This window comes from Psychrobacter glaciei (assembly GCF_014652895.1).
GTDB lineage: Bacteria > Pseudomonadota > Gammaproteobacteria > Pseudomonadales > Moraxellaceae > Psychrobacter > Psychrobacter glaciei.
Window position 1 is genome coordinate 227,526 of sequence record NZ_BMZR01000004.1, and the last position, 26,006, is coordinate 253,531.

The 26,006-nt window shown below is 44.3% G+C and carries 19 protein-coding genes; 3 read left to right on the plus strand and 16 right to left on the minus strand.

Annotated elements, in window-relative coordinates; all coding sequences use genetic code 11:
• Positions 1 to 172 precede the first annotated feature (172 nt).
• Positions 173 to 652 carry a BLUF domain-containing protein gene (locus IE130_RS10850; protein ID WP_189585734.1) on the minus strand — a complete coding sequence of 160 codons (480 nt, stop codon included), beginning with the start codon at positions 650 to 652 and terminating at the stop codon, positions 173 to 175.
• Positions 653 to 987: 335 nt separating this feature from the next.
• Complete coding sequence (locus tag IE130_RS10855; RefSeq protein WP_189585736.1) at positions 988 to 1,494, minus strand: hypothetical protein; 507 nt, start codon at positions 1,492 to 1,494, stop codon at positions 988 to 990.
• 301 nt (positions 1,495 to 1,795) lie between these two features.
• Here IE130_RS10855 and IE130_RS10860 point away from each other — a divergent pair, with 301 nt between their 5' ends.
• Entirely contained in the window at positions 1,796 to 2,626 is an 831-nt protein-coding gene (locus IE130_RS10860) for an HAD family hydrolase (protein ID WP_189585739.1), read from the plus strand.
• A 43-nt stretch (positions 2,627 to 2,669) separates the two neighbouring features.
• Here the strand turns inward: IE130_RS10860 and IE130_RS10865 are convergent, their stop codons facing one another.
• Both IE130_RS10865 and IE130_RS10870 read right to left on the minus strand, forming a co-directional pair.
• A complete protein-coding gene (locus IE130_RS10865; RefSeq protein WP_189585742.1) occupies positions 2,670 to 2,987 on the minus strand; it encodes a hypothetical protein in 318 nt (105 codons plus the stop codon).
• A gap of 51 nt (positions 2,988 to 3,038) precedes the next feature.
• Positions 3,039 to 3,851 carry a 3-oxoacyl-ACP reductase gene (locus tag IE130_RS10870; RefSeq protein ID WP_189585745.1) on the minus strand — a complete coding sequence of 271 codons (813 nt, stop codon included), beginning with the start codon at positions 3,849 to 3,851 and terminating at the stop codon, positions 3,039 to 3,041.
• Positions 3,852 to 4,209: 358 nt separating this feature from the next.
• Between IE130_RS10870 and IE130_RS10875 the strand changes: the two genes are divergently transcribed.
• Positions 4,210 to 5,343 carry an ABC transporter substrate-binding protein gene (locus tag IE130_RS10875; RefSeq protein WP_189585748.1) on the plus strand — a complete coding sequence of 378 codons (1,134 nt, stop codon included), beginning with the start codon at positions 4,210 to 4,212 and terminating at the stop codon, positions 5,341 to 5,343.
• Positions 5,344 to 5,427: 84 nt separating this feature from the next.
• Here the strand turns inward: IE130_RS10875 and IE130_RS10880 are convergent, their stop codons facing one another.
• The 11 genes from IE130_RS10880 to pilM all read right to left on the minus strand — a co-directional run bounded on the left by IE130_RS10880 (position 5,428) and on the right by pilM (position 22,361).
• Positions 5,428 to 6,651, minus strand: coding sequence for an FUSC family protein (locus IE130_RS10880; RefSeq protein ID WP_189585750.1), 1,224 nt, complete (start codon positions 6,649 to 6,651; stop codon positions 5,428 to 5,430).
• A gap of 206 nt (positions 6,652 to 6,857) precedes the next feature.
• Positions 6,858 to 8,279, minus strand: coding sequence for a glutamate synthase small subunit GltD family protein (locus tag IE130_RS10885; protein WP_189585753.1), 1,422 nt, complete (start codon positions 8,277 to 8,279; stop codon positions 6,858 to 6,860).
• Positions 8,280 to 8,471: 192 nt separating this feature from the next.
• Entirely contained in the window at positions 8,472 to 12,935 is a 4,464-nt protein-coding gene (gene gltB / locus IE130_RS10890; protein ID WP_189585756.1) for a glutamate synthase large subunit, read from the minus strand.
• A gap of 898 nt (positions 12,936 to 13,833) precedes the next feature.
• A complete protein-coding gene (locus tag IE130_RS10895) occupies positions 13,834 to 14,940 on the minus strand; it encodes a hypothetical protein (protein WP_189585759.1) in 1,107 nt (368 codons plus the stop codon).
• A gap of 83 nt (positions 14,941 to 15,023) precedes the next feature.
• Positions 15,024 to 16,133: a 3-dehydroquinate synthase gene (gene aroB / locus IE130_RS10900; RefSeq protein ID WP_189585762.1), complete on the minus strand. Its 1,110-nt coding sequence runs from the start codon at positions 16,131 to 16,133 to the stop codon at positions 15,024 to 15,026.
• Between the two features lie 138 nt (positions 16,134 to 16,271).
• Positions 16,272 to 16,832 (minus strand): shikimate kinase AroK, encoded by a 561-nt coding sequence (aroK, locus tag IE130_RS10905; RefSeq protein ID WP_026037374.1) that lies wholly within the window; start codon positions 16,830 to 16,832, stop codon positions 16,272 to 16,274.
• Between the two features lie 165 nt (positions 16,833 to 16,997).
• Entirely contained in the window at positions 16,998 to 19,358 is a 2,361-nt protein-coding gene (locus IE130_RS10910; RefSeq protein WP_189585765.1) for a type IV pilus secretin PilQ, read from the minus strand.
• 27 nt (positions 19,359 to 19,385) lie between these two features.
• On the minus strand, positions 19,386 to 19,919 hold the full coding sequence (locus tag IE130_RS10915; protein WP_189585768.1) for a pilus assembly protein PilP: 534 nt from the start codon (positions 19,917 to 19,919) through the stop codon (positions 19,386 to 19,388).
• Positions 19,919 to 20,650 carry a type IV pilus inner membrane component PilO gene (locus tag IE130_RS10920; protein ID WP_189585771.1) on the minus strand — a complete coding sequence of 244 codons (732 nt, stop codon included), beginning with the start codon at positions 20,648 to 20,650 and terminating at the stop codon, positions 19,919 to 19,921. The genes IE130_RS10915 and IE130_RS10920 overlap by 1 nt, the downstream gene beginning before the upstream one ends.
• Positions 20,647 to 21,306: a PilN domain-containing protein gene (locus IE130_RS10925; protein ID WP_189585774.1), complete on the minus strand. Its 660-nt coding sequence runs from the start codon at positions 21,304 to 21,306 to the stop codon at positions 20,647 to 20,649. Before IE130_RS10925 ends, IE130_RS10920 begins: the two co-directional genes overlap by 4 nt.
• On the minus strand, positions 21,306 to 22,361 hold the full coding sequence (pilM, locus tag IE130_RS10930) for a type IV pilus assembly protein PilM (RefSeq protein WP_189585778.1): 1,056 nt from the start codon (positions 22,359 to 22,361) through the stop codon (positions 21,306 to 21,308). Before pilM ends, IE130_RS10925 begins: the two co-directional genes overlap by 1 nt.
• 193 nt (positions 22,362 to 22,554) lie before the next feature.
• Here pilM and IE130_RS10935 point away from each other — a divergent pair, with 193 nt between their 5' ends.
• Complete coding sequence (locus IE130_RS10935; RefSeq protein ID WP_189585781.1) at positions 22,555 to 25,227, plus strand: penicillin-binding protein 1A; 2,673 nt, start codon at positions 22,555 to 22,557, stop codon at positions 25,225 to 25,227.
• 127 nt (positions 25,228 to 25,354) lie between these two features.
• Here the strand turns inward: IE130_RS10935 and IE130_RS10940 are convergent, their stop codons facing one another.
• The gene (locus tag IE130_RS10940) at positions 25,355 to 25,882 is read right to left on the minus strand and encodes a DUF6586 family protein (protein ID WP_189585783.1); all 528 of its coding nucleotides are present in this window, start codon (positions 25,880 to 25,882) and stop codon (positions 25,355 to 25,357) included.
• Between the last annotated feature and the right edge of the window lie 124 nt (positions 25,883 to 26,006).

A 26,006-nucleotide genomic window follows, 5' to 3' on the forward strand; every position in this document is an offset into this window, starting at 1 on the left:
ATAACAAGCGTAGATTGGACTTTCAGCCTAGCGAGATCTTGTAAATAGCTACATTTTATATCGTAAGTCAATCATATTTTAAGAAAGTCCATTCCACGCGCCCATGACAAAAAAAGCCGCCTATACATAGATATAGACGGCTTTTTTACGACAATTAGAATAGAGAACTTATTTAAGACTTTTTAGAGTCAGCATCTTCAAAAACTGCTGTCAAGAAGCTTTCAATCTGAGTACTTGTCATTAGATAGGGATTATAGTCAGAACCTGCTGAGAAGCTTTTTAGGGCATACTCTTCATCTTCAGCGCTTGACGTAAGATGTTTGACTAAAAACCCATTCCATTGACGCGATTCTATTTCCTCTATCTTAACAATATTAGGAAAAATGGCTGAGTGCTCGTCAAGTATTTTCTCTAAAGCAGTATTGATAGCAGGCCTTGTCCCTTGAAAACTTTGAACGAAATAACCTTCACTAATAACTAAAGCTGAAACGATATCGTTTTCTTCAAAATATCTGCGCCAATACTCAAGTGCACGAGTCAGCTCGATTCCCGAATCTAGGTCGACATTTTTGGCGATATATGTCATTTTGATAAGAATATGCTCGCCACTTCTTTTTTTGCTTTCTGGAGTATGGCTTGTCGTTGTATGCATAAGAAACCTTATTTATAAAATGCTTACCTAAACTAAGATACACTTTATTATAAAATATAATCAATAAAATTTTTGGATTTTGACCGATTTTTTATCAGCTATTATGATTTTTAGAGTTATAGCATAAAAATTTTAACGGGATAGTACGCAGCATCTATCACCGTAAAATAGTACTACAAAAGTTGTCAAAATCAGTGTAATAGCATTATTCTAATCGTTCAAAAGTCTAATCTGTATTTGCCTATCAACTGCAATTTAAGCCCAAAATAGAAACCAACTAGTAACGTAACGCATCATAGACGACTGCCAATTCTCTATCAAAAACAATCAAGGCATCAATAACGACCCATCTCAACCGTTGTCTCAGCAAGGACACTATCGCCTTGCCATGCCTGCACATCTACCGTATATAGATGGTTTTTGCCACCTGAGCAAGGCGGTTTATATGCACCACCCACCTCGCCTTTACGGCTACGGTATTCTGCGACCATCTCAATCCCTACTGGCACCTCATAAGTATGACCAAATACTCGTGGTACTTCTATGCTCGTAGCACCTTCTGGTAGAGCAAACTCCACAATGCCATGTCCACCATTTTGCATACGTTTATTGCTCACATCGTTGTAAACGAAAACCAAGCTCTCTGCGCCTGCCGGAATGTTTGAGATGGTCATGTTTGGCGTGGCTGGACTTTTGCCATCATAGTTCAAACACTGCTGCCCTTCAGGTATTTTTTTACCATCCCAAGCAGCATCACTAAACTTAACATCCATCGCAAAAGCATTGGCAGATAGTGCCAATGTTGCCAAAGCAGTAACCGATTTTAAGGTAAAGAATTTCATACTTGTTCCTTTAGGTAGCTGATGCACTAATGAAAACAGTCCATCTCATCTTATAAATTAATTTTAATAATTAAATATAACCTTATAATAAATCAACACTGTTAAGTTAATCATATCGTTTAGGATTTTTGTTAATCCTTCGAATAAGTATTAATCGATCGCACCGCCAGCAAAGCAAATACTGCATCAGTAGCCAAATTTGCAGCATCACAGGTTACTCGATAGTTATTTATCTCTTTGGGTGTGTTGTAGTAGTATCTAAATCATTGGTATTGAAACGACTAAAAATAATAGGATCATCATGTTTATCGAAGATAAGATTGCCAAAGAAAGTATGACCACTAAAATCTCGACACCTAAGATCATCTTTTTTGACATCGATGATACTTTGAGCCGCAATGGCATCATTGCCGAACACAACAAAGCGACCCTTGAGCAGCTTGCAGGTGCTGATATTAAGCTGGTGATTTCGACAGGTCGATCCAAAGCGATATTGCCAGCAGATATTTTAGCCTTGCTCGAAGCTGATGTCTTAGATGCCATTATTTGTATGAATGGACAGTATAGCTTTGATAAAAGCGGCCGAATTAGCCACTATCCGTTGTCCGCTGAACAAACAGATAAAATAGTGCGCCTGTGCCAGCAGAGTGATTTGATTCATAAGTTTGACTCGGCAACCCATATCGCATGGTCAGGTGAAAATGACCGTTTGCGCGAGTTCAATGCTGTCACACCCAATTCTATCGTTGACCCTGAGTATTACAAGTCAAACACTGTCTATCAGTGCTCGGTATTTTTTAATAATCAACAAGAAAAAATGCAAGACGTCGATTTTGCGCAGTATGATTTAAAACTGGTGCACTGGCATCAGATTGGTGCAGACATACTCCCAGCCGATGCGTCTAAAGCACGAGGTATCAAAGATGTGTGCAAATATTATGCGGTAGATGCAAGCGAGTGCATGGCATTTGGTGATGGCATGAATGACCTAGAGATGTTTGACTTGGTTGGCTATGCGGTAGCGATGGGTGATGCAAAGCAAGAATTGATTGCGCGTGCAGACTTTGTCACTGGTACAATTGAAGAGCGCGGTATTCAGTCGGTGCTTGATCGACTGCATGTAGCATTATAAAAATAGACCGTAGCGTGCGATAACTGTTACACGCTACAACCTTTCATAGGCGATAAGCTGTGGGTGCAAGATCAATTTTAACGGGAAAAGTTGGTGAAATTGATCTTCTTACTATCAATCCATAAACCCAACTACCAATCTTATAAAATCCGACAATAATCAAAATAAACACCACAGCCGCCAATACATAAGCCAACCAATTGGGCACATTGCTCAACCAACTAATCGTAAACGCCAAACCCATATATGTCTCAACTGGCCAATCGATGATAGCGGTCGGTGAGCCAGTATTGAACAGTGCCATAAAAGCGACGATACCAAGCACAGCCGTAATAATCCCAGTACGTTTACGATTATTCATCTCATTCCTCTTCTAAACTCAATCAAATGATACTAGCCAATCAAGGCATTGTTAAGGCATGGTCAAACCACCATCGACAGCGATCGACTGTCCAGTAATAGCCGAACTCAAATCTGATGCCATGAGCAATACAGAATTGGCAAAGTCAGCCACTGAAGTCGCTTGACGCAGCGGTGTGGTGGTCGCGATATAATCGAATACTTCTTCGGTGGTTAGACTGCTTGCATCGGTGGTCTTAAGCAAACCACCTGCCAGCAAGTTTACGCGAATGCCATACTGCCCTAGCTCCGCAGCGAGATTGCGTGTCAGCCCAATCAATGCTGATTTAGCAGTGGTATAGTCGTAATAGGTGACTACTGGATTATAAACAAGGTTGGTTGAGATATTGATGATTTTACCCATCTGCTGCGCTTTCATCTGTGGCAATACGGCCTGTACTGTATTGACCGCTCCTTTGACGATACCATCCATCTGCTGCGAGAAATGCGACCATTTGACGGTCTCGATGCTGGTGTACTCGGCACTGGGATTAAACTGATAATTTGGCAAGGCGTTATTGACCAATACATCGATATGACCATGACGGCTGACGACTTCAGCCGCCATTGCTTGTACTTGCTCAAGCTCGGTGACATCTGCTTGATATGCAAATGCTTGCCCACCCGCCGCTATGATGTCAGCAACCACTCTATTAGCTGCCTCTTCACTATTGAGATAGTTGACACAAACGATTGCGCCTGCTGCTGCCATTTGCTGAGCAATCTGTGCGCCAAGACCACGACTGGCTCCCGTAACGATAGCGACTTTTTCTGTGAGCAGTGCAGGAATCACTGAGGTGCTGTGAGTCGAGGTAATTTGAGTCATGATGTTGCATCCTTTATTATTGTGGTATGGTTATTTAGTATTATGAGAATTAAGGGCTTAGCGCGTTTTGGCCTGCGTTAATCATAGCATGGTTATATACTGCCTTCTCTCGATTCACTGTTGGCGATTTTCTAAAAGCCCTACCAAACATTGGCTGCCTTTAAGTTAGCTTTACTACTCATTTGATTGGCACGACTCGCTACCTTTATTAGTATTACTAAGTACTGTCTTGAGAATAGCCCTTTAAATTGTGCAAAGCGATAACCATAATAGTTTTATTGGCGACATTAGGCATTTATCGTCTTGCCATTTTTATCAATTTTTTTGATTTGCATCATCTTTATTTAGGAGAGATATTTTGACCCATTTATCATCGTTCCATCCAACCATTAATACCTCGGCCCGTATCGGTCGCATAGTGCCAAAAGCATTATTAGCGGCAGCTGTTGGCTTGGCACTAGCCAGCTGTAGCAACTCTGACAATGCAGCGGATGGCAGCGCAGCGGCGAGCAATGAGACGCTCAATCTGTATAACTGGTCAGAATATATGCCGCAAGAGATTTTAGATGGTTTCGAAGAAGAGACTGGCATCTCGGTCAATTACACCACCTTTGACTCTAACGAAGCGATGTACGCCAAACTCAAACTGCTGGATGATTCTAGCCAATATGATTTAGCGATTCCATCGACGTATTATGTCGAAAAAATGGCGAAAGAAGGACTACTGCAAGAGTTAGATAAGTCTAAATTGAGCAACTTTAAAAACCTCGATACCTCATTTACCAATACTAAAGTCGATCCTGAAAACAAATACTCTATTCCTTATATGTGGGGCAGCACCGGTCTAGCGATTAATGGTGACAGTGTCGATCCTAAGACCGTCAATAGCTGGAATGACCTATGGGACCCTAAGTATAAAGGTCAAGTGATGCTCACCAATGATGTGCGTGAAGTATTTGGTATGGCACTACTGACTCTTGGATACTCAGGCAATAGTAGAAATCCTGACGAAATCAAAGCCGCTTACGATAAGCTCACCACGTTGATGCCAAACGTCAAAACCTTTAACTCTGATGCCACACGTATGCCGTACATCGAAGGTGAAACATCGCTCGGTATGACATGGAATGGCGAGGCAGTCATGGCCAATGACGAAGGTCTGACCAGCTTGGTTTATAAATATCCAACCGAAGGCGCTATCTTATGGATGGACAATTTTGTCATTCCAAAGAATGCCAAACAAGTAGATGCAGCACACAAATTTATTGATTACTTATTGCGTCCTGAAAATGCAAAAATCGTGAGTGAAGAGATTGGCTATGCGTCGCCAAATATAGCAGCACGTGAGCTGATGGATGAGAGCGTCCAAAACAATCCAACGATTTACCCTGCCAAAGACGTACTGGCAAAAGCGGAATTTCAAGAAGATGTCGGTGATGAAGCATTGCAAGTGTATCAGCAGTATTGGGATAAGCTAAAAACTGGTCGTTAATAGTTTTGATTTAGTACTTTAAAATAAAGCATACTTTTAAAAATAAAAAACGCTGATCTTAAACGGTCAGCGTTTTTTTATGTGTTATAAATGCAAATCTGTCTCACCACCATGCTCTTTTATCCTGCGCTGCTCACGGCGCTGATAGCCCAGACCAGATGCTGCAAACCAGTGTGGCTTAGTGGTTTGCAACAAGTCACTCAGCTGCTGCAACTGAGTCTGCAAGGTTTGTGTCAACCAAAAATACCCCTGCCACTCAAATGCCAAGTGCTGTACGCTTGGGTACTCTGAGACGGCAATACGAGTAATGGGTCGAAATACTTCATCGCTCGGACTACGTAGTACCGCTGCCATATGGTGCATGGCTTGGGTCAACTCATGCTGATAATGTATCAATAAGACATGGTTTTCTTCATCGATTTCTATATTTGCCAAGCGCGGCGCGGCACTTAATAATAAATCAATCGTGCCGATGATATTACGATGGGTACGTTGAATAGTCTCCAACGTTTCTTTTTCGATCCCTGATTCGCTCGCTGTTGCAGCGATATGTGGACGCACAGCCAGCAAGCGTTTATTGATCTTCTGTAGCGCTGTGACCAATGCTCTATCAACGGGCACTTCCTCAATAGAAAAGGCTACTGGGTTCAACTTTTGCACAGAGTCATCTGTTGTCCCATCTACTCCGCCCTCCGTTGCATCAATATGATGACCTACGCCAGCGTAGAGACTACTACAAGCGTCAAGGTTACTACTCAACAAAAACCGCCACATCAAGGTCGATTTGAGCGGTAAAATCAGCGTCACGGCTACCGCAACGCCAGTACCAAGCAAGATATTCAGAGCGCGGTAGATGCCGTCTTGACCGATACTATTGTTACCTAGATCAGAGACAATCATCAACATGGTAATACCCGTCAGTAGCCCTGTATATCCAAGCTTTCTGACCGCTAAATAACCAATGATACCGCTTAATAGACCGATGAGCGCATAGTCTACCCATAGCCATGCACCTGCGTTTTGATTAAACCACAACACCCCAAAGGCAGTGCCAATACCAAATAGCGTACCCAGTATGCGCTCTTTCGCTTTGGTATAAATAGCGCCTTGATACTGTAATAATCCCAAGATGATAAAAACCGTAATGGTCGTCCATTCACCATGTGGGAAGTTAGTGACTTTATTGACCAATAGGGCCAGTATTATAGCGGTGCCTAAGCGTATGGCATGCAAAACATCTGCATGTTGGTAGCGGACATAAGGCTCAATAAATGGCGCAGTAACATGCTGATAAAGGGTTGGTTTCACGCAAGGCTACTCTTTTTAGTGGTTAAGCGAGTTTTAGTTGATAAGCGAGATAAATGATAAATCACCTAGGTTACTCACAAACATGCTAGCAGTCGATTCTCTATTTACAAAGCATTAATCAAAAAAAACGTCTTCTGCCTATCAAAAGACAAAAGACGTTCATGTTCAAACGCTACTTATAAATTGCTGAGTTTGAATAAATCTGACTAAACTTCCAAATAGTCGAGGATGCCTTCCGCAGCTTCGCGGCCTTCCCAAATAGCGGTTACGACCAAGTCGGAGCCACGCACCATATCGCCACCGGCAAATATTTTAGGATTCTGGGTCTGGAATTTAAAGGTTTGTTTTTCTGCGGCTAATACGCGACCAGAGCTGTCCATCGCTACTTGCTGAGACTCAAACCAATCAGCAGGACTTGGTCTAAAGCCAAATGCCATAATCACCGCATCACATGGGATGATCTCTTCAGAGTTAGGAATCGGCTCAGGACGCTGACGACCACGGTTGTCCGGTGCACCCAAGTGAGTCGTGACTACTTTTACGCCATTGACCTTGCCATTTAAGCCAATGATTTCAGTAGGCTGACGGTTGAATAAAAACTCAACGCCTTCCTCACGAGCATTGACCACTTCGCGGCGTGAGCCAGGCATATTCTCTTCATCACGGCGATAGGCACAGACCACTTGCTCAGCACCTTGACGAATACTGGTACGGTTACAGTCCATCGCTGTATCACCGCCACCTAATACCACTACTCTCTTGCCTTTGAAGTCGATATACTCTTCGGCGTCTTTTTCCCAGTCATTACAACGGTTCACATTGGCGATTAAGTAATCTAGCGCATCGTAGACGCCTGTCAGCTCTTCACCAGCAAAGCCGCCACGCATATAGGTGTACGTACCCATACCCATAAAGACTGCATCATATTCAGCCAATAACTCATCGATAGTGACATCTGTGCCAATCTCTGTTTCTAGGCGGAATTCCATACCCATGTCTTCAAAAATCACACGGCGATTGCGCATGACGTCTTTTTCCATTTTGAACTCAGGGATACCAAAAGTCAGTAAGCCACCGATTTCAGGACGTTTATCAAAGATGACAGGTTTTACGCCATTTCTGACCAAGATATCTGCGCAGCCAAGACCTGCTGGTCCTGCACCGATAACCGCGACTTTTTTGTCTGTCCATACCACTTCAGACATATCTGGACGCCAACCGAGTGCAAAAGCAGTGTCGTTGATATATTTTTCAACGTTACCAATCGTCACTGCACCAAAGCCGTCGTTCAACGTGCAAGCACCTTCGCACAGACGGTCTTGTGGACAAACTCGTCCGCATACTTCAGGCAAGGTATTGGTACGGTGGCACAATTCTGCTGCTTGAAATATTTGACCTTCTGTCGCCAGTTTGAGCCAATTTGGGATGTAGTTGTGTACTGGACATTTCCACTCGCAGTACGGGTTGCCGCACTCAAGACAACGATGCGACTGCTGCGCCACTGATTCATTCTCAAACGGTTTGTAAATCTCGACAAACTCTGTTGAGCGCGTCGCGATGTCTTTTTTGGTCGGCTCAAGCCGAGGTACATCTAAAAACTGAAAGCTATTTTCTAAGCGTTTTGCCATGGTGTTATCTCTGTAATATAAGGCTCTTCTATGATGGGTGGTGGCAGGCAACGATACTTAATACATCAGGACTTAAGATATCTATGTCGTTGCTGCCACTTACCTACTCGAAACCTGTGAGTTAAAACGTGTCTTAAAACGGAACGCTGGCGACTCTGATTAAATTAATCGATTGAATCAACTTAATACAAGCTACTGTGGGTCAGCCATCGTGGTTTTAAGGAGACTCGCAATGTTTGCCGCTTTTGGCTTCACCAAGTAAAACTTACGAACATAATGCTCAAAGTCAGCCAAAATAGTCTGACCCCACGCGCTACCAGTTTTCTCTACATGGGTCTCAATCACTTGTTGTAAATGAATGCGATGACCTTCCGTCTGCTCACTTGAGATACGGTTTAAATCAATCAATTCATGATTGCAGCGATCAAAGAAATCCCCTTCCATGTCGAGCACATAAGCAAAGCCACCCGTCATACCAGCACCGAAGTTGAGACCAGTACGCCCAAGAATGGTCATTATACCGCCCGTCATATATTCACAGCAATGATCACCAGTGCTTTCGATGACTGCATGCGCACCAGAGTTACGAACCCCAAAACGCTCACCTGCGGTACCAGCAGCATATAGCTTGCCGCCAGTTGCACCATATAGGCAGGTATTACCGATGATGGCTGTTTCTTGGGCGATAAAGCTTGAGTCTTTTGGTGGGTAAATGACAATCTCACCACCTGCCATGCCTTTTCCAACATAGTCATTGGCATCGCCTTCAAGCTCAATATTCAAGCCGCCAGCATTCCAAACACCCAAGCTCTGCCCTGCTGTACCAGTCAAACGAAGTTTTATCGGCATATCACTCATGCCCAGGTTGCCCCATACTTGTGCAATCTCGCCAGAAATACGAGCACCGATAGATCGGTCACAGTTACCAACAAAATAGCTATAGTCACCGCCATTACCTTGACGAATATTGAGCAGCATATCACTAATCATTTGCTCTGCAAGTAAGCCTTTATCAAATGGCTCATTACGCTCTACCTGACAGGTCTGCGCTTTGCCGCTACTGGCCGGATGGCTAAATAATAGCGGTGATAAATCTAAATGGCGTTGCTTATCAGTATTGCCTTCTAGCACGTCAAGCAAGTCTGTACGTCCGACCAGCTCTTCCATACTACGCACGCCCAATGCCGCTAACCATTCACGTGTCTCCGTAGCGACAAACTTAAAGAAGTTAATCAACATTTCCGCTTCGCCAATGAAATGCTCATCACGCAGTTGGGCTTTTTGCGTGGCAACGCCAGTCGGGCAGTTATTTAAATGGCAAATACGCAAATACTTACAACCAACAGCAATCATCGGCGTCGTACCAAAGCCGAAGCTTTCAGCGCCAAGGATAGCGGCTTTAACCACATCCAGACCAGTTTTTAGACCGCCATCTGTTTGGATACGTACTTTGTCTCGAAGACCATTGACTCGCAATGACTGATGCGTCTCAGCAAGACCCAACTCCCACGGCGAGCCAGCATGATGGATAGACGACAAGGGTGAAGCGGCGGTACCACCATCATAACCTGAGATGGTAATCAAGTCGGCATAGGCTTTTGCCACGCCAGTAGCGATAGTACCAACACCCGGACGTGAGACCAGTTTGACCGAAACCAAGGCATCTGGATTGACTTGTTTTAAGTCAAAAATCAGCTGCGCCAAATCTTCAATAGAATAAATATCATGATGCGGCGGTGGTGAAATCAACGTCACCCCTGGCACTGAATAACGCAGACGGGCAATCAAGGCGTTGACTTTACCACCCGGTAACTGACCACCCTCACCCGGCTTAGCACCCTGTGCCACTTTAATTTGCATCACTTCCGCTGAGCGTAGATACGCTGGAGTTACGCCAAAACGACCCGAGGCAACTTGCTTAATTTTTGAGTTGCGCAAGGTACCATAACGTACTGGGTCTTCACCGCCCTCACCAGAGTTTGAGCGACCACCAATGGTATTCATCGCCATAGCAATGGCTTCATGCGCTTCAGGAGATAGCGCGCCTAACGACATACCAGCCGAGTCAAAACGAGTCAAAATCTTGGAGATATCTTCGACGTCATTGACATCGATAGGATTGTCCGTCTTTAACTGCAATAAGTCACGCAAAGTGGCAACTGGGCGGCTATTTACTAAATTGGCATAATTACGATAATTGTCATAATCGCCCGTGCGCACAGCGGTATGTAGGCTGTTAATCACGTCAGGATTAAAGGCATGGTATTCTTTATTAAAGACGAATTTCAGCAGACCACCTTGATCCAGTGGCGCGCGACGTTTAAAGGCATTCGCTGCTAGCTGCGCTTGATCGGCAGCTAAGTCTGCGAAGGTAGCCCCTTTGATACGACTTTGTACGCCTTTAAAGCATAAATTGACGACTTCTTCTGAGAGGCCGACTGCTTCAAACAACTGCGCACCGCGATAAGAAACAATGGTAGAAATACCCATTTTTGATAAGATTTTTAGCAGTCCTTTATCCAAGCCTTTGCGGAAATTAACCCGCGCTTGAATCGGATCGCCCAATAGCTCACCAGTGGCAACCAAATCATCGATGACGTCATAAGCTAAGTACGGATACACACAGGTCGCGCCAAAGCCAATCAATACCGCTATTTGATGCGAATCGCGCGCTAGACCGGTCTCAATCACCAAGTTGGCATCAGTACGAATACCTTGCCCAATTAAATAGTGATGCACAGCGCCCGTAACCATGATGGCATTGGCTGGTACTTTGTCGGCATCGATATCTTTATCAGACAATACGATCAGCGTGTTACCAGCACGGATGCTAGTCGCTACTTGCTCACAAATAGCCACGATAGCATCAGACAGCTCTACAGTACGGTCATAGTTCAGATCAATGCGCGCCATTTTGAACGCCGAATCATCTAAGGTTTCAAGCTGCTGCATTTTGCTGGCTGACAAGACTGGTGACGATAAAATAATACGGTGTGCGTCTCTAGCTGATGGCGCAAATACGTTGGTTTCCGCACCTAAGCATGTCTGTAACGACATCACAATGGATTCACGTAGTGGATCGATTGGTGGATTGGTTACTTGAGCGAACTGCTGACGGAAGAAGTCACCGACATGGCGAATTTGCTGCGATAGTACCGCCATTGGCGTATCATCACCCATCGAACCAACTGGCTCTTGACCATTTTCAGCGTTCGGACGAATAATTTCTGTACGCTCTTCATTAGTGATGTGATACATTTTCTGTAAGGCTTTTAGCTTATCACCACGGCAAGCTTGCGCTGCCAAGGTTTCCTCTAAGCGCTCATCATCACGGACGCGTGTCGCTTCTTCACGTAGCCATTTACGATATGGATGAGCCGTTTTTAGTAAAGTTGCAATGGCAGTCGTATCTAAGACTTGACCAGTCAACGTATCAATGACCAGCATTTGACCAGGTCCGACTCGACCTTTTGCCAATACATCTTGTGGCGAGTAATCCCAAACGCCAACCTCTGACGCAACGGTAATATAGCCGTTCTTGGTGGTCACCCAACGCGAAGGACGCAGGCCGTTTCTATCGAGCATACAGACCGCATAGCGTCCATCTTGAATCACAAGACCTGCTGGACCATCCCACGCTTCCATATGCTGCGAGTAAAATTCATAAAACGCGCGCAAATCCATATCCATACTATCAACATTCTGCCACGCAGGTGGTACCAGAATCGACATTGCATGGAACAAATTCATACCACCAGACATCAGTACTTCAAGCATATTATCTAAGCTTGATGAGTCCGAACCTGTGCTATTCACTAATGGCGTCAGTTCATTTAAGTTAGGCAGTTTGTCTGATTTTAATTTTGGCGTACGTGCTTTAGACCAGTTACGATTACCCGTGATGGTATTCAGTTCACCATTGTGGGCAAGATAACGGAATGGCTGTGCCAATGGCCAGCGCGGCAATGTATTGGTTGAAAAACGCTGGTGGAACACCACGATATGCGAGGCCAAACGCTCATCTTGTAAATCCAAGAAAAACGCTGGAAGATCGGAAGGCATTACCAAGCCTTTGTAAATAATCGTTTGACAGTTCAGCGAGCACACATAAAACAGCTCGTCATCCACCAAACGCTGCTCTGCTTTTTTGCGGGCTACAAACAGCTTGCGGTTAAAATCTTCCGCATCTAAAGTGTCAGGTGCGTTGACAAATACTTGCTTAAAGCCTGGCAAGGTCTCACGACCAATCTCACCGACAATACTTAGATCAAGTGGCACGTCGCGCCAGCCAGCAACCTCTAAACCTTCAGCAATAATTGCATCAGCAAGTACCTGCTGACTGTACTGGGCCTTGGACTCGTCGAGATTAACAAACACCATACCCACAGCGAAATTATCTGTGACTACTAACTGCTGTTCGCGGGCAATGTCTTTGAAGAAAGCCGTGGGTGTCGCCAATAGCAAACCACAACCATCGCCTGTCTTACCGTCAGCAGCAACACCACCACGGTGCGTCATACAGCTGAGGCTATGAATAGCCGTTTTTACCAAATCGTGACTGGCTTGTCCCTCAATATGAGCAATCAAACCAAAGCCGCAGTTATCAGAAAAGTCATCCGGCGTGGCCAAATGCGTATGGGAAGAGATCATTGACATAGCTTGTCCTTTTGAGTAAACGGGCAGCTTATATATCCAATGCGGAGTATAAACTGGTGACCGCAGGCAGAACGGGCTGGTAGGTAAATATTCGTATATTCGAATTAATAAATAGTGCGATGCTCAGTAGACAGTTATGCTGTGAGAATAAGAGGAAACTCTAACTCTCACAGTGCTTTGGCAACCAATCCTTTGATAATCTAATAACAGACCACTCGTGTAATAATACAATGCACCAATAAACAGTCAGTAACCGCCCATGGCAACCGGGTAAAACAACACCCTGTATACCAGTTACCCACTCATTAGCACTTTCATTAACGCTTGGTGTTACATCCTACTAGCGTGGCTTAGTAAGCAGCTAGATGAGCATGCGACAATATGGCATTTTATTAATATTGAATATCAGACACTCTATATACAAGCGCCTTAGTAACCCTAATCGAAGTGACACTAGCAGGGATTGTGCGATTTGTAATAAGCTTACTATAGAGGGCCAATCGCCACGCTTGAAGCGACAACCGTTTAGTAAGCAACTATCTTACCACTAATAATAAGTTACTAAATGACTGCTCGTTAAACCGTTATTTACGATAACTATACAGAGCGTTGCCCATACTCATCTTAGTTAATGCTTAACAAAAAATCTAGTCTTTTCTATCGATTCATCAGCCATAAATTGTAAGACAACTTATTACTATTAGTTATAGGACAATGAAAAACCAGATTGAAAACTTAATACAAAGAGAGAAATTTAAGACTTAACTGTGAAGAGACATAAAGCCTAGCTGTCTCTAAACCTCACTTTAAAACAGCCAAAACGAGTGCTAATACATCAAAAAACCCACTAACAGAGACAGTTAGTGGGTTTCATTATTAAATTAACACTCAATAAGGGTCAGTTACTTTTATCTTCTATTAGCGCCTTCATGCTGTCACTATTATTTTTTGAAGGATTGGTATTGGCGACTCGACCAGTAGCGTTCGAATTATTGCTTGCACCATTACTGCTATTGGTATTTGGTGGTTTTGGCGCTACTACCACTGGTGGTTTTTTTATAGGACTATTACCTGTTCCTGATGTCGTAGGCGTTTTATTGTCCTGATTAGACCTATTTGCCTCATTTTCGTTTTTAGCCGGTACTTCAGAGATTGATTGTGATTCATTACCAACAGTACGTTCTTCATTGACTGACAAGGTCGCAGAGGTATCAACCGACTGGCGGATACTTTCCTCGCTACTATCATTAGTTGCTTCTTGACCGCCACGATTGGCATTATTGCTGACAGTTTTTTCATTGACACTATCATTAGTTTGCGTTGTCTGACGGACCGGCAATTCACGTTTGGTTGGACGCAAATTAACAGATTGTGTGCGTCTAGCACTCAAGTCTTTGACCGGATCAGGGCGTTCATAATTGTCGATGATACTGACATAGCGATTAATTTCTTCAGGCAAGACACGCACATTGGCCGGTAGCCTAAAATCAATTAATTTGGCAGCACCAACAGCCTCTTGCGGACTGCTCATCAAACCATAAGTCAGCATATAACGGATCTGATTATTATCATCAAGATAGCGAAAGTACGAAAACTTCTCACGGTCTTCACGGCCTTCTAAATAACTGACAATCACCTCGTTTTCTGCAACATTCATCACCTGCACGGTCCATTTTCCTTTATTAGCTAGCAGATAACGCTTGTCTTTAAATTCATCAGGATAACTGCGTAAATCACGAACCGTCGCATCAAAACTGATCGGCTGCACATCAGTATCTAGTTCATGTAGCGACTCAATGGCTAATGGCTGCTCAAGTTCGGCACTTAATGTTTGCGGGGCTGATATCGGGGCATTTTCAATCTTGGCACCCATCGCTGGTGTTTGACTAAACATCCAGACCAAAGCCGTAGCAACGCCCAACACTAGGGTCACTAACAACCAAATCAGTGCTTGACGACGATATGACTGACCAGCGGTGCGAGTCGACGAGCTAGATGCTGCCATGAGGAGATCCTTGGTGAGATATAGTTAAACGCTTTAAATCTGTGCTCATACCAATATAGTGACAATCAATAAATTTGACGTTCTCATGAGCTATGTTGTGACAAGACATCAGTGAGAAGCTCGGCATCAAAATCATTGGTCAACACAGCTTCACCTATTGATTTTAGCAAAATAAGGCGGATTTGTCCGTGTTTCACTTTTTTATCATGACCCATCAAGTCTAAAGCCGTTTGTACGTCAATAGTAGGCGGGGTAATAGGCAAATTGGCCAATGTCAAAACGCGCTTAATACGAGCCACGTCCTCATTCGTTAACCAGCCTAGTTTTTGTGACAGCTCAGCCGCTTGTACCATGCCAGCGGCAACGGCCTCACCATGCAGCCAATTACCATAGCCTTCATGGGTTTCGATCACATGACCAAAAGTGTGGCCGAAGTTCAATAACGCACGCACACCCGACTCTCTTTCATCTTGGGCGACGACATCGGCTTTGTACTGACAGCAACGTTTTACCGCCTCGCCAAGTACCGCCAAATCTAAAGCCATCATTGCCGGTAAATTGTGCTCAAGCCACGTCAAAAAATCCGCATCCATGATAAGCGCGTATTTAATGACTTCAGCAAGACCTGCCGAAAGCTCACGCGCTGGTAGGGTTTTTAGCGTACTCATCTCAGCAAGTACTATTTGCGGCTGCCAAAAAGCCCCAATCATATTTTTGCCTTGGGCATGATTGATGCCTGTTTTGCCACCAACGCTTGAATCCACTTGCGACAATAACGTGGTTGGAATTTGGATAAAATTCACCCCGCGCATAAAGCTGGCGGCTGCAAAGCCTGTCATATCACCAACCACGCCGCCACCAAGTGCGATAAGCGTAACATCACGATTGAAATGCTCAGCCATTAGGGCATCATAAATTTGGTCAATACTCGTCTGGTTCTTATATTGCTCACCATCTGGTAACACACAGACCTTTACCGTAAATTGCTGTGCTAGCTCATCTTCTAACGATTTTAAGTATAAAGGTGCCACAATATCATTGGTGACAATCAATACTTGGCGACCGCTAATATAAGGTGCGACTTGCTTCGCCATACTGCTAGCTTCTGTCGCAGATTTTTCAGTAATGATGATTGGATAATCATGGCTTTGCGTGTGTACCGTTAAGCCATCATGAAACAGTGCCGTTGCCATGAAAGTCTCCCTGAGCATTTTTTAGTGAAGTAACATTAGCTGAGTATCGTTATACATCTAGAGCGTGTCCTCAATTTAATCGATAGCGAGCTAAAGGGGTTAAAATGAGGACACGCCATAGTCTATTATTTTTTATCTTCAATCTTCTTTAGAGTCTGGTGTTATAGAAGGCGCGCAACACAAGGATTCGAGCTGCTGTAATAATTGATTGACCATATGGCGAGGATACGTATGACCAGTAGGCATAATGATATGAGCCACTTGCCGGTATAATGGATCGCGCTTACTGTATAAATCTTGCAATATTTTTCTGGGGTTGGGCTGTTGTAATAAAGGTCGCGACTTATCTTTGGCAGTGCGGGCCATTTGCACATCAACTGGTGCATTGAGATAAACCACGATACCACGCTGCTTAAGAAATTCACGATTTTCAGCAGCCATGACAGCACCACCACCCGTTGCCAAGACAATCTGCTTTTGCTGGCTCAGCTCATCAATGGCACGTGTCTCACGTTCACGAAAGCCCGCTTCGCCTTCTTTAGCGAATATCCAAGCAATATCAGCGCCGGTTTGCGACTCGATATACCAATCGCTATCTACGAATGTCCGCCCTAACTGCTTGGCAAGCAGTCGGCCAATTGTGGTCTTCCCCGCTCCCATCGGCCCCACTAAAAATACCGACGGTAATTCCTCCACCATAACACTCACTCAGCTAAATTAGGTATGATACAACGTCATTGATATTCTGGCTAGTAATGAGCAGTGATTATTATGAGTAAAATCCACGCACGCACAAAAACTTACCCATAAAAAAAGCAAGCACTAGGGCTTGCTTTTTTTGATTCATAACCGATAACACGATTATTAATTTAAACGGCTCACACCATCGTTGATCAGTTTTGGCGTAACAAATATCAGTAGCTCTTCTTTGGAGTTACTACGGACATCACGACGGAATGCACGACCGACGTAAGGCAAGTCCCCTAAGAAAGGCACTTTAGATACCTCATTAGTGGTACGGTTTTTAAAGACCCCGCCTAGTACGATGGTTTGACCATCTTCAACGATGACATTGGTCGAGATTGAATCTTCGGCAATTGCTACCTGATTATTGATAATTGTTGGCGTGCCATTGGTAATGACCAGTTGCAAGCCAATTTTACCATCTGGTGTAATGTTTGGCGTCGCTTCTAAGCTGAGTGCCGCTTCTTTAAAGCTGGTCGTGGTTGCTCCACTGGCAGACGCTTCTTGATAAGGAATCTGCGTACCCGATGATACTTTGGCTGTTTGTTTGTCCGCTGTCAAAATCTTCGGCGTTGAAATAACTTCACCGCGATTGTCGGCTTGCAGTGCTGACAATTCAAGATCCAGCATCACATCAGACATACTTAACAAGCCAAAAGCGATACTACCCGCTGGATTGGCAACGCCTAAATCAACGTTTAAGTTATCGGGACGGCTGATATCATAAGAAGGATAAGAAACCGTTTGACCATTGACAGTCGTCGTTTCAATATCAAAATCCTTAAGATCTGCCAAAGTCTGATTACTACCGCCGACCAATAGGCTACGGTTATTCGCTGCGCCATTCGATAGGATACCCCAACGAACGCCAATCTCTTTACTAAAGCTATCAGTCGCACTAACGATACGCGCTTCAATCATCACTTGACGAACCGGAATATCAATTTTGCTGATTAGATTGTGGATATTTTCGATACTATCCGCGACATCTTTGATAATCAGAGTATTGGTACGCTCATCAACCGTAACCGTTCCACGATTAGACAATAAAGTATTGTTGTCATTAGTATTTGAATTGCCAGTGTTGCTGCCACCAGATGAACCACTACCTTGCGAAATAAGCGTCAATACATCTTGCGCTTTTGCATAGCTTAAGCGAATGTATTCGGTACGCAGTGGCGCATAAGATTCAACCGCTTGCTGCGCTTCAAGCTCACGCGCTTCTTGTTCAGCAAGTTCTGTAGATGGCGCGACTAAAATCACATTGCCATTCTCGCGTTTGCCCAGATTTTTACTTTTTAGAATAATATCAAGCGCTTGATCCCAAGGCACATTGATCAGGCGCAAGGTGATGTTACCCGCCACCGAATCACTAGCAACGATATTCATATCGGTGAACTGCGCTAAGATATCTAAGACGCTACGGATTTCAACATCTTGGAATTCCATGGATAGCGCTTCGCCACTGTACACTCTCTCTTCCAGTGTTGGCTCTCGTAGCAGCTCAGGTTTACTGATACTGACATTTAGCTGGTTACCCGACTGATACGCTTGATACTCATAATCTTCAGTCATATTAATGGTGATAACACCATTTTGACCTTGGTTTTTGGTATCAATACTACTAACGAGACCACTATTAATATTCAAGCGACGCAATAAGTTTCTCGGTACCGTGCTGCCAGTTAGGCGTACGACCAATTTATTGCCTTGGCGCTGTACATCAACCGGAATCGCTTCGTTGGCAAGCGCAACACTGACGTTGCCACCGCCGTTACTCCCTGCTGAAAAATTCACCGCCGTTAAGCCATCATAGCTATACTGCTTACTGACTTGAGAGGCAGCAAGCTGTGGATTTAGCAGTGGATTGACTCGCACTACCATTGTATCCGTCGGCACTTGGTTATTCACCACGGTCGTGCTAGTTGCGACTGTTCTCATTGAAGTGACAGGCACGGTACTGGTGTCTACAATCGGTGTGACCACTGCCGTCGTGGTAATGCCGCTATTATCATTGAGTACGTCTTTAATCGGGTCATTGGTGATGACTGGGCGACTGGGATCGGTAAGGGTCAACAGCAGATCATTGCCATCAATCGCTGTCGTATAGTTGCCCGCTTGTTTAAGCCCAACGATCAGACGCGTCGTATTGTCGCTGCTTAGCGTCGTGACATCATTTACCATACCAATATTGTATTCGTTAAAGCGACTGGCAAGTCCGTTTTGCACCTGTTCAAAATCCAACACCAGACGGCTAGGATCATTGAGCTGGTAAGCAGCAGGTAATACTGGCAAGCCTACAAAACCTAAACGCATTTGTGTCACTGCTGGTGCAGTCTGTACCACAGAGACATTATTAATGCGCTGAGCGGCATGGGCGCTGCTACTAACTGCTACCATGCTGATTGCCAATGCAGAAATGGCAAAAGCAGAAGAGACGCGGTTGCTCATCATCATTACCTTGTTATTGCGTACTGTCATTATTTATTCCTCAAAAAATCTGCCGACTTAACTTATAGGGGAGACCAGCGACTGGGGTTTTTCAATAAACCCGGCGCGACTGTCTGGCACAATTTCAATCAAATTAATTTGGGTCGGCGTGATTTCAACAATACGGCCGTCATTTAATCCAAGATAATCACCTACTCTCACACTAGCAACCGAACCATCAGGACGCTGTACAAGTGCATACTGCTGACCTTCTGGCGAAATTACGACGCCACGAAAAGTCAGCTGTGAGAGCTCATATTGCTCAAGCGGTTCTTTTACTCTGGTGATATCAGGGCGCACGCCATCGATAGAGGTGCTAGGACCTTGTATATTGACTAAGCTTGGCGGCAAAAACGGGCTGCGCTGCGTACTGGCACTATAGACAAAATCTTCTACCAGCTCAGCTTTTGGCGGTGGCTCGATAGGCTGAGCAGGCTGATTGCGAATATCGGTCATCGCTTTTTCTGCCATACCAATACGATCACTACAACCTGTGATTGATAAAGCAGCGGCGCTCAAAATCAGTAGCATGGGCAGTTTTTTGATATTCATTAGTTGCCTCCTGCAGCATCGGTCGTAGCGGCATCAGTAGCAACAGCCTCTTCACCTTCAGGCGCCGCTTCTTTTGAGCGATACGTTTTGGTTTGTAATACCAAATTCAGCTCCGGCAACACATCTAAAGTAGGCTGTGGATTACTGACTTCAAAATCGTGCATCGTAATAATGCGTGGTAAGGCAGCAAGACCACTGATAAAGCTACCAAACTGATGATATTCCCCTAACGCTGCAATGCGAATAGGCTGCTCGATAAAGAATTCATTTTCAATCTCAGGCTCTACAGAAATATCTTGGAAGCGTATATTACTGCCAACACCCGTCATGTTAATACCCTCTACCAGCTCTGACACGCGGGTGTCTTTTGGCAGTTGGTCAAGTAAGGTGTTGAATTCCGTCTCCATCTGGACAACCTGTGCCTGATAAGTTTTTAAGTGACGTGCACGTGATTCTTTTTCACGGTAACTATCAAGTAAGGTTTGCTGCTGACTTTCTGCCGCAGTAATCTCATCAATCTTGCTGCTAATCGGTAGCGCCCACGATAGCGCCGCTATCAGTGCAATGATAAATCCAATGACCGTTATCTTTACCGGAATTGGCCAGCTGCCGTAGTTTTCAGAATCCAAAGACTCAAAACTGCGGCGAAACTCATTCAAGTCAAACTGTTTTTTAGGATTGACAGCGCTCTTTTTAGTCTTGATTAGGCTTTTTTTACGGCTCAGCTTCATAACTCACCTCCCAGCCCAGTACTACCATCAGCATCAACGGCTACAGCAGTCTCTGATTGCACCTTGGTCGTTACGACAAACTGTACGTAACTGTCTTCAGGATAAACGGGACGTGGCTGTCCATCAGTTGTTACCGGCTCATTAAGCGCAGGCGCTGGTGTATACGCGCTAATATTTTGCTGAATATTACTGACCGCTGAGTTGCCCATCCATTTGCTACTATCAAGGTTGCGAATCAAACTTGATACGACATTTGGATTGTCCGCAAGACCCGTCAAAGTAAGGATATCGCCTTCGCGCTTTAGGTTATTTAGATAAAGCGCAGGCGGAATGGCTTTGGCTAGATCATCCCATAGACGTACAGGCACAGGTCGTCGACCTTGCAAATCTTGAATCACCTGCATGCGAGAGATAATATCTTCACGGCGTTGCTCTAGGCTATCAATTTCGATCAATGCTTTGTCTAAGCGAGCGTTCTCTTGCTCAATCAGTACATTCGCATTGCGTTGTTCATCAAGCTCATTATTAAAATAGCTCCATGAAGCGAACGCTGCTAGTAAGGCAAATAAAGTTACCGCCACTACTAAAGTAAGAAACTCTTTATTGCGACGCGCACGTTCTTCTTGCCGCCAGGGCAGTAGGTTAATACGAGCCATTAGTCGAAGCTCCTTAACGCAAGACCGCATGCGGCCATTAAACTCGGGGCATCAATGACCAGCTGCTCATTATCAATGTGCGGCGCAATGGTCATGTTGGTGAAAGGATTGGCAATACTAACCGTCACACCCAGTTTTTGTTGCGCCATACCGGCCAGACCTGCAATAGAGCTACTACCACCTGCCAGTACGATATGATCGATACTACTGTATTGGCTCGAGGAAAAATAAAACTGTAGAGAGCGCGTGACTTGTTGGATAGTATTTTCTATAAAGGGGGTCAATACATCTGGATAGTAATCATCAGGCAAAGTACCTGCACGTTTACTAATATTTGCTTCTTCAGCTGATAGTCCATAGCGATTTTGTATCGCCTCTGTGAGCTGAGAGCCACCAAATAACTGTTCACGGCTATATATAAACTCGCCATTTTTGGCGATATATAATGTGGTTTGGTTGTGTCCGATATCGACCAAGGCGACAATCTCTGGCATATTTGGCAAGTTGTCTGCCATCAAACCGAACGCACGCTCAATAGCATGTGTTTCAATATCCATGACCTTGGTTTGCAAGCCACCAAAGGTTAAAGCATCAACTCTTTGGTCGACATTTTCCGAGCGTGAGGCAGCAAGCAACACTTGTACCATCTCGTCATTTACTAAAGAAGGGCCCAATACTTCAAAATCCAGATTGACATCTTCTAAGGGATAAGGCACATATTGATCAGCATCCAGACGGATTTGCGCTTCGCGCTCAATATCGCTTAGCACCATATCCATATCAATGATTTTGGTGATCACTGCTGAGCCTGAGACGGCGGCAGCGGCATCGCTGCCCACTACCTGACAGCGTCGCGCCAAGCCAGCTATAATATTACCCACTGCCTCAGTATCTACAAGAAGTTTGTCAACGACTACGCCTTCCGGTAGTCTTTCAATACCATAGGATTTTAGATGAAACATCCCTTGTTGGCGCTGTATGTCAACCAATTTGACCGAAGTAGCACAGATATCTATGCCAATCAAATGTCGACTCTTGGAAGTAAATAGCCTCACAAACTCTATACCTTATATTAAGTGTACAATCTGATAGTGATTTGTAATATTTTAGTACAATACTTTACTTACCAGATAGATTCAAGCATTTAAATAAGTTATTAAGGTCAACTTACACATTTATTATGACCTCCCTATTTTGTTCAAGGTATAATGCCTCATTTGTTGCAAATTTTAATTGATAAGTCTCATTATGGCTAAAAAAAATGCTACCGTTCGTCTCATTCGCTTTTTGGTGGGGCTTTTCATTGCCTGTCTGGCGCTCGCCGTTATCTTAGCGCTTGCTGTGCCTATTGGTTTCTATGGGATGGCGATGTACCTATCACCCACCTTGCCTAGTACCCAAGAAATCAAAACTGCCAATTTAGAGATGCCATTACAGATCTATAGCCGAGATGATAAATTAATCGGTCAGTATGGCAATCGTCTCTCCCTACCTGTTACTTTTGATGACATTCCTGAAGATCTCACGCATGCTTTTTTAGCGGCAGAAGACGCGGCCTTTTTCCAGCATAGTGGTATTAGTATTAAAGGTCTTGGTCGCGCGGTGACTGAAGTGGTGACTGACGATGACAGCCAAACTGGTGGCTCTACCATCACCATGCAGGTTGCCAAAAATTACTTTTTAAGTCCAGAACGTACCTTAAATCGTAAATTGACGGAATTGTTTTTGGCTCGTAAGATTGAAGACGAACTCAGTAAAAATGATATCTTGACTCTCTATGTTAATAAAATTTACCTCGGTGAAGGCGCTTATGGCATTCGTGCCGCCGCCAAAAAATATTATAGTAAATCGTTAGAAAACCTGAATATTGCTGAGATGGCAATGTTAGCAGGTCTGCCAAAAGCCCCTTCTAAATACAACCCTGTCGCCAACCCTAGCCGCGCCCTTACTCGCCGTAACTGGATCATTGGCCGTATGCTTGAGCTGGGCTATATCAATAAAGCGCAACACGACGAAGCGGTAAACTCTCCGGTAGCCATCAATTTGTACCAAGAAAAGCTAGACGTTAATATGCCTTATTTGGCAGAAATGACACGCTCTACCTTAGTTGATCGCTATGGTGAGCAAGTGATGCATAGTGGATGGCGGGTACGCCTTACGGTTGATAGCAAAGCACAAACAGATGCGGAAGCGGCGATACTGACAGGTTTGGTGGCTTACGAACATCGTCATGGTTGGCGCGGGGCTGAAGCAAATGATGAACCGCTAGAAAATTTCCGTCGTTATAGTAATATGACTCCTGCCAAAGTCACCAAAGTGAATGCTCGCAGTTTTGAGGCGACAATGCCCTCTGGTGAGAATGTGACTGTTGGTTGGTCTGGGATGAGCTGGGCACGCAAGTATATTTCTGCCAATCGTATCGGTTACTTTCCTGACAATGCTCGCCAAATTGTTAATAAAAACGATATCATTCGTTTGATACCGACCGCGAATGGTAATTGGCAGTTGGGACAAATTCCTAAAATACAAGGAAGTCTGGTCTCCTTGAATCCAGAAACTGGAGCGGTTAATGCATTGGTCGGTGGCTTTGACTTTAACCACAGTAAGTTCAACCGTGCCTTGCAAGGATGGCGTCAGCCAGGCTCAACGATCAAGCCACTGGTCTACACCACTGCATTAGAAAAAGGCTATCGCCCAGATAGTATTGTTTCGGATCGTCCGATTCAAGTAGGTGACTGGAAACCGAAAAATTCTGATCAACGTTTCTTAGGTGACATCACTTTACGTCGCGGCTTGTATTTATCGCGTAACTTAGTCTCTATCCGCTTATTACAGGCTATTGGTATTTCTGATGCCCGCAATCTATTGGATGAATTCGGTCTTGATAAAGAAAAGCTACCAACGACTTTATCGTTGGCATTAGGCGCAGGGCAAGCAACGCCATTACAAATGGCAACGGCTTACTCCACGTTCGCCAATGGTGGTCACCGTGTTCAGCCTTACTTTATAGAACAGATCTACAACTACGAAAACAAATTGTTATTCCAAGCCAATCCGCAGCAAGCTTGTGCTGTATGCTTTAACGAACAACTTGAAAATCTCAATAAAAAGCTTATCGTAGATTATGAGGCAAAAATAGAAAAAGAGAATGCAGCGCTTGCTGCTAAAAAAGAGAAAAAAATTAACGCTAAAGACAAAGCCGCAGAGAATAAATCAGCTGCTGACCTCAATGCAGAAGATAGCGACAATACGGCAAAAGATAACGAGGCGCTTGATTTAAACGTTTATGATGGGAGTCCAGCCTCAGATCGTTTGAAAGCACCTGTCGTGCAGTATATTACTGCCATGCAAGCACCGCGTATTTTGAAGCCAAGAGTGGCTTACGATATGGCTGATATCTTGCGTGATGTCGTGCAGCGTGGTACAGCTGTACGAGCAAAAGCGTTGGGACGTAATGATATTGGTGGTAAAACTGGTACAACCAACGATGCGAAAGACGCATGGTTTGCAGGGTTTCATCCTACTAACACTACTGTCGTATGGATGGGTTTTGATCAACCATCAACCATGGGTCGCCGTGAGTATGGTGGCGTGGCGGCGCTGCCTGTATGGATGGACTTTATGAGAGCGCAGCTTAAAGATGTGCCTAATCAATGGGTCTCTGTTAACAACCGTGCCAAATCTAAGAAACAGATGCAACAAATCCTAGAGATGACAGATGATGGCATTGTTGACAGCGAAGACGATGATGGCGATACTAGTACGTCAGCCAAACCCGTCAAGACCAAAGCACAGCAACGTAAGCCATCAGAACCTGAGCGTTCGCCAGTGTCACAGCCAAGCAATAATAACGCCGATAGCGTGCCACAAAATCCTTTAACGGTCACCCCTGTCGAACGTATGCCACCCATGCCAGAGTAAACACTTTGCGAGGGTAACGGCTATTTAGCATTAAAGGGCTGGTTCAGTAATCACTGAACCAGCCCTTTTTTATTTTAAAACTATAATCTTAAAGATCTGCTTATAAAATCAGTTAAGTCCTACCCTACTAAAACTCAACCATGCCCGCACGCAACTGCTCAATCAGCTCTAAAAGCTGCTGCCGCCACTCACGTATGGTCGCCTCATCTGGCAACCATTGATTCGATAAAGTGACAACGTTAACGATAAGATCTTTTGGTTCTATCTCAACCATATTAGCATTTTCAGCCGCCGAGTTATCTGGCAGTACCGCATACAGGCAACGTTGATAAGCGCGCTCTACATTGGCAAGAAAACCTTGTTCTTGTAACTGCTGCAAGCGTTGAATTTCAGGTGACACTTGAGTACGTTCGCTCAGTGCTTGCTCGATATCTGACAAAGTGGGTGCCGTCATGTTTAAGCTATAAAAATGACCAAGCTCTTGGATAAAAGCTAGGAAACTGCCATACAAATGGAAAATAGCAGTTTCACAGTGTGCTTGATATAACTGCTTATCGTTGGTACTTCCAGCCGCTTGGCAAGATAGACGACAAAAATACAGCTTTTGGTTGGTTCGATCTGCTTGATATTTAGCAACGCGCGTTTTACCTGCCATACTTTAATTATCCTTATATTAATAATAAATATGACCAGTTAGCACATCCATAACTCATGATATGATTTTTTGAGTGTACTACTAACTGGAGCAATCTTGCTAGAAAGTATATCAGCTAAAAAAT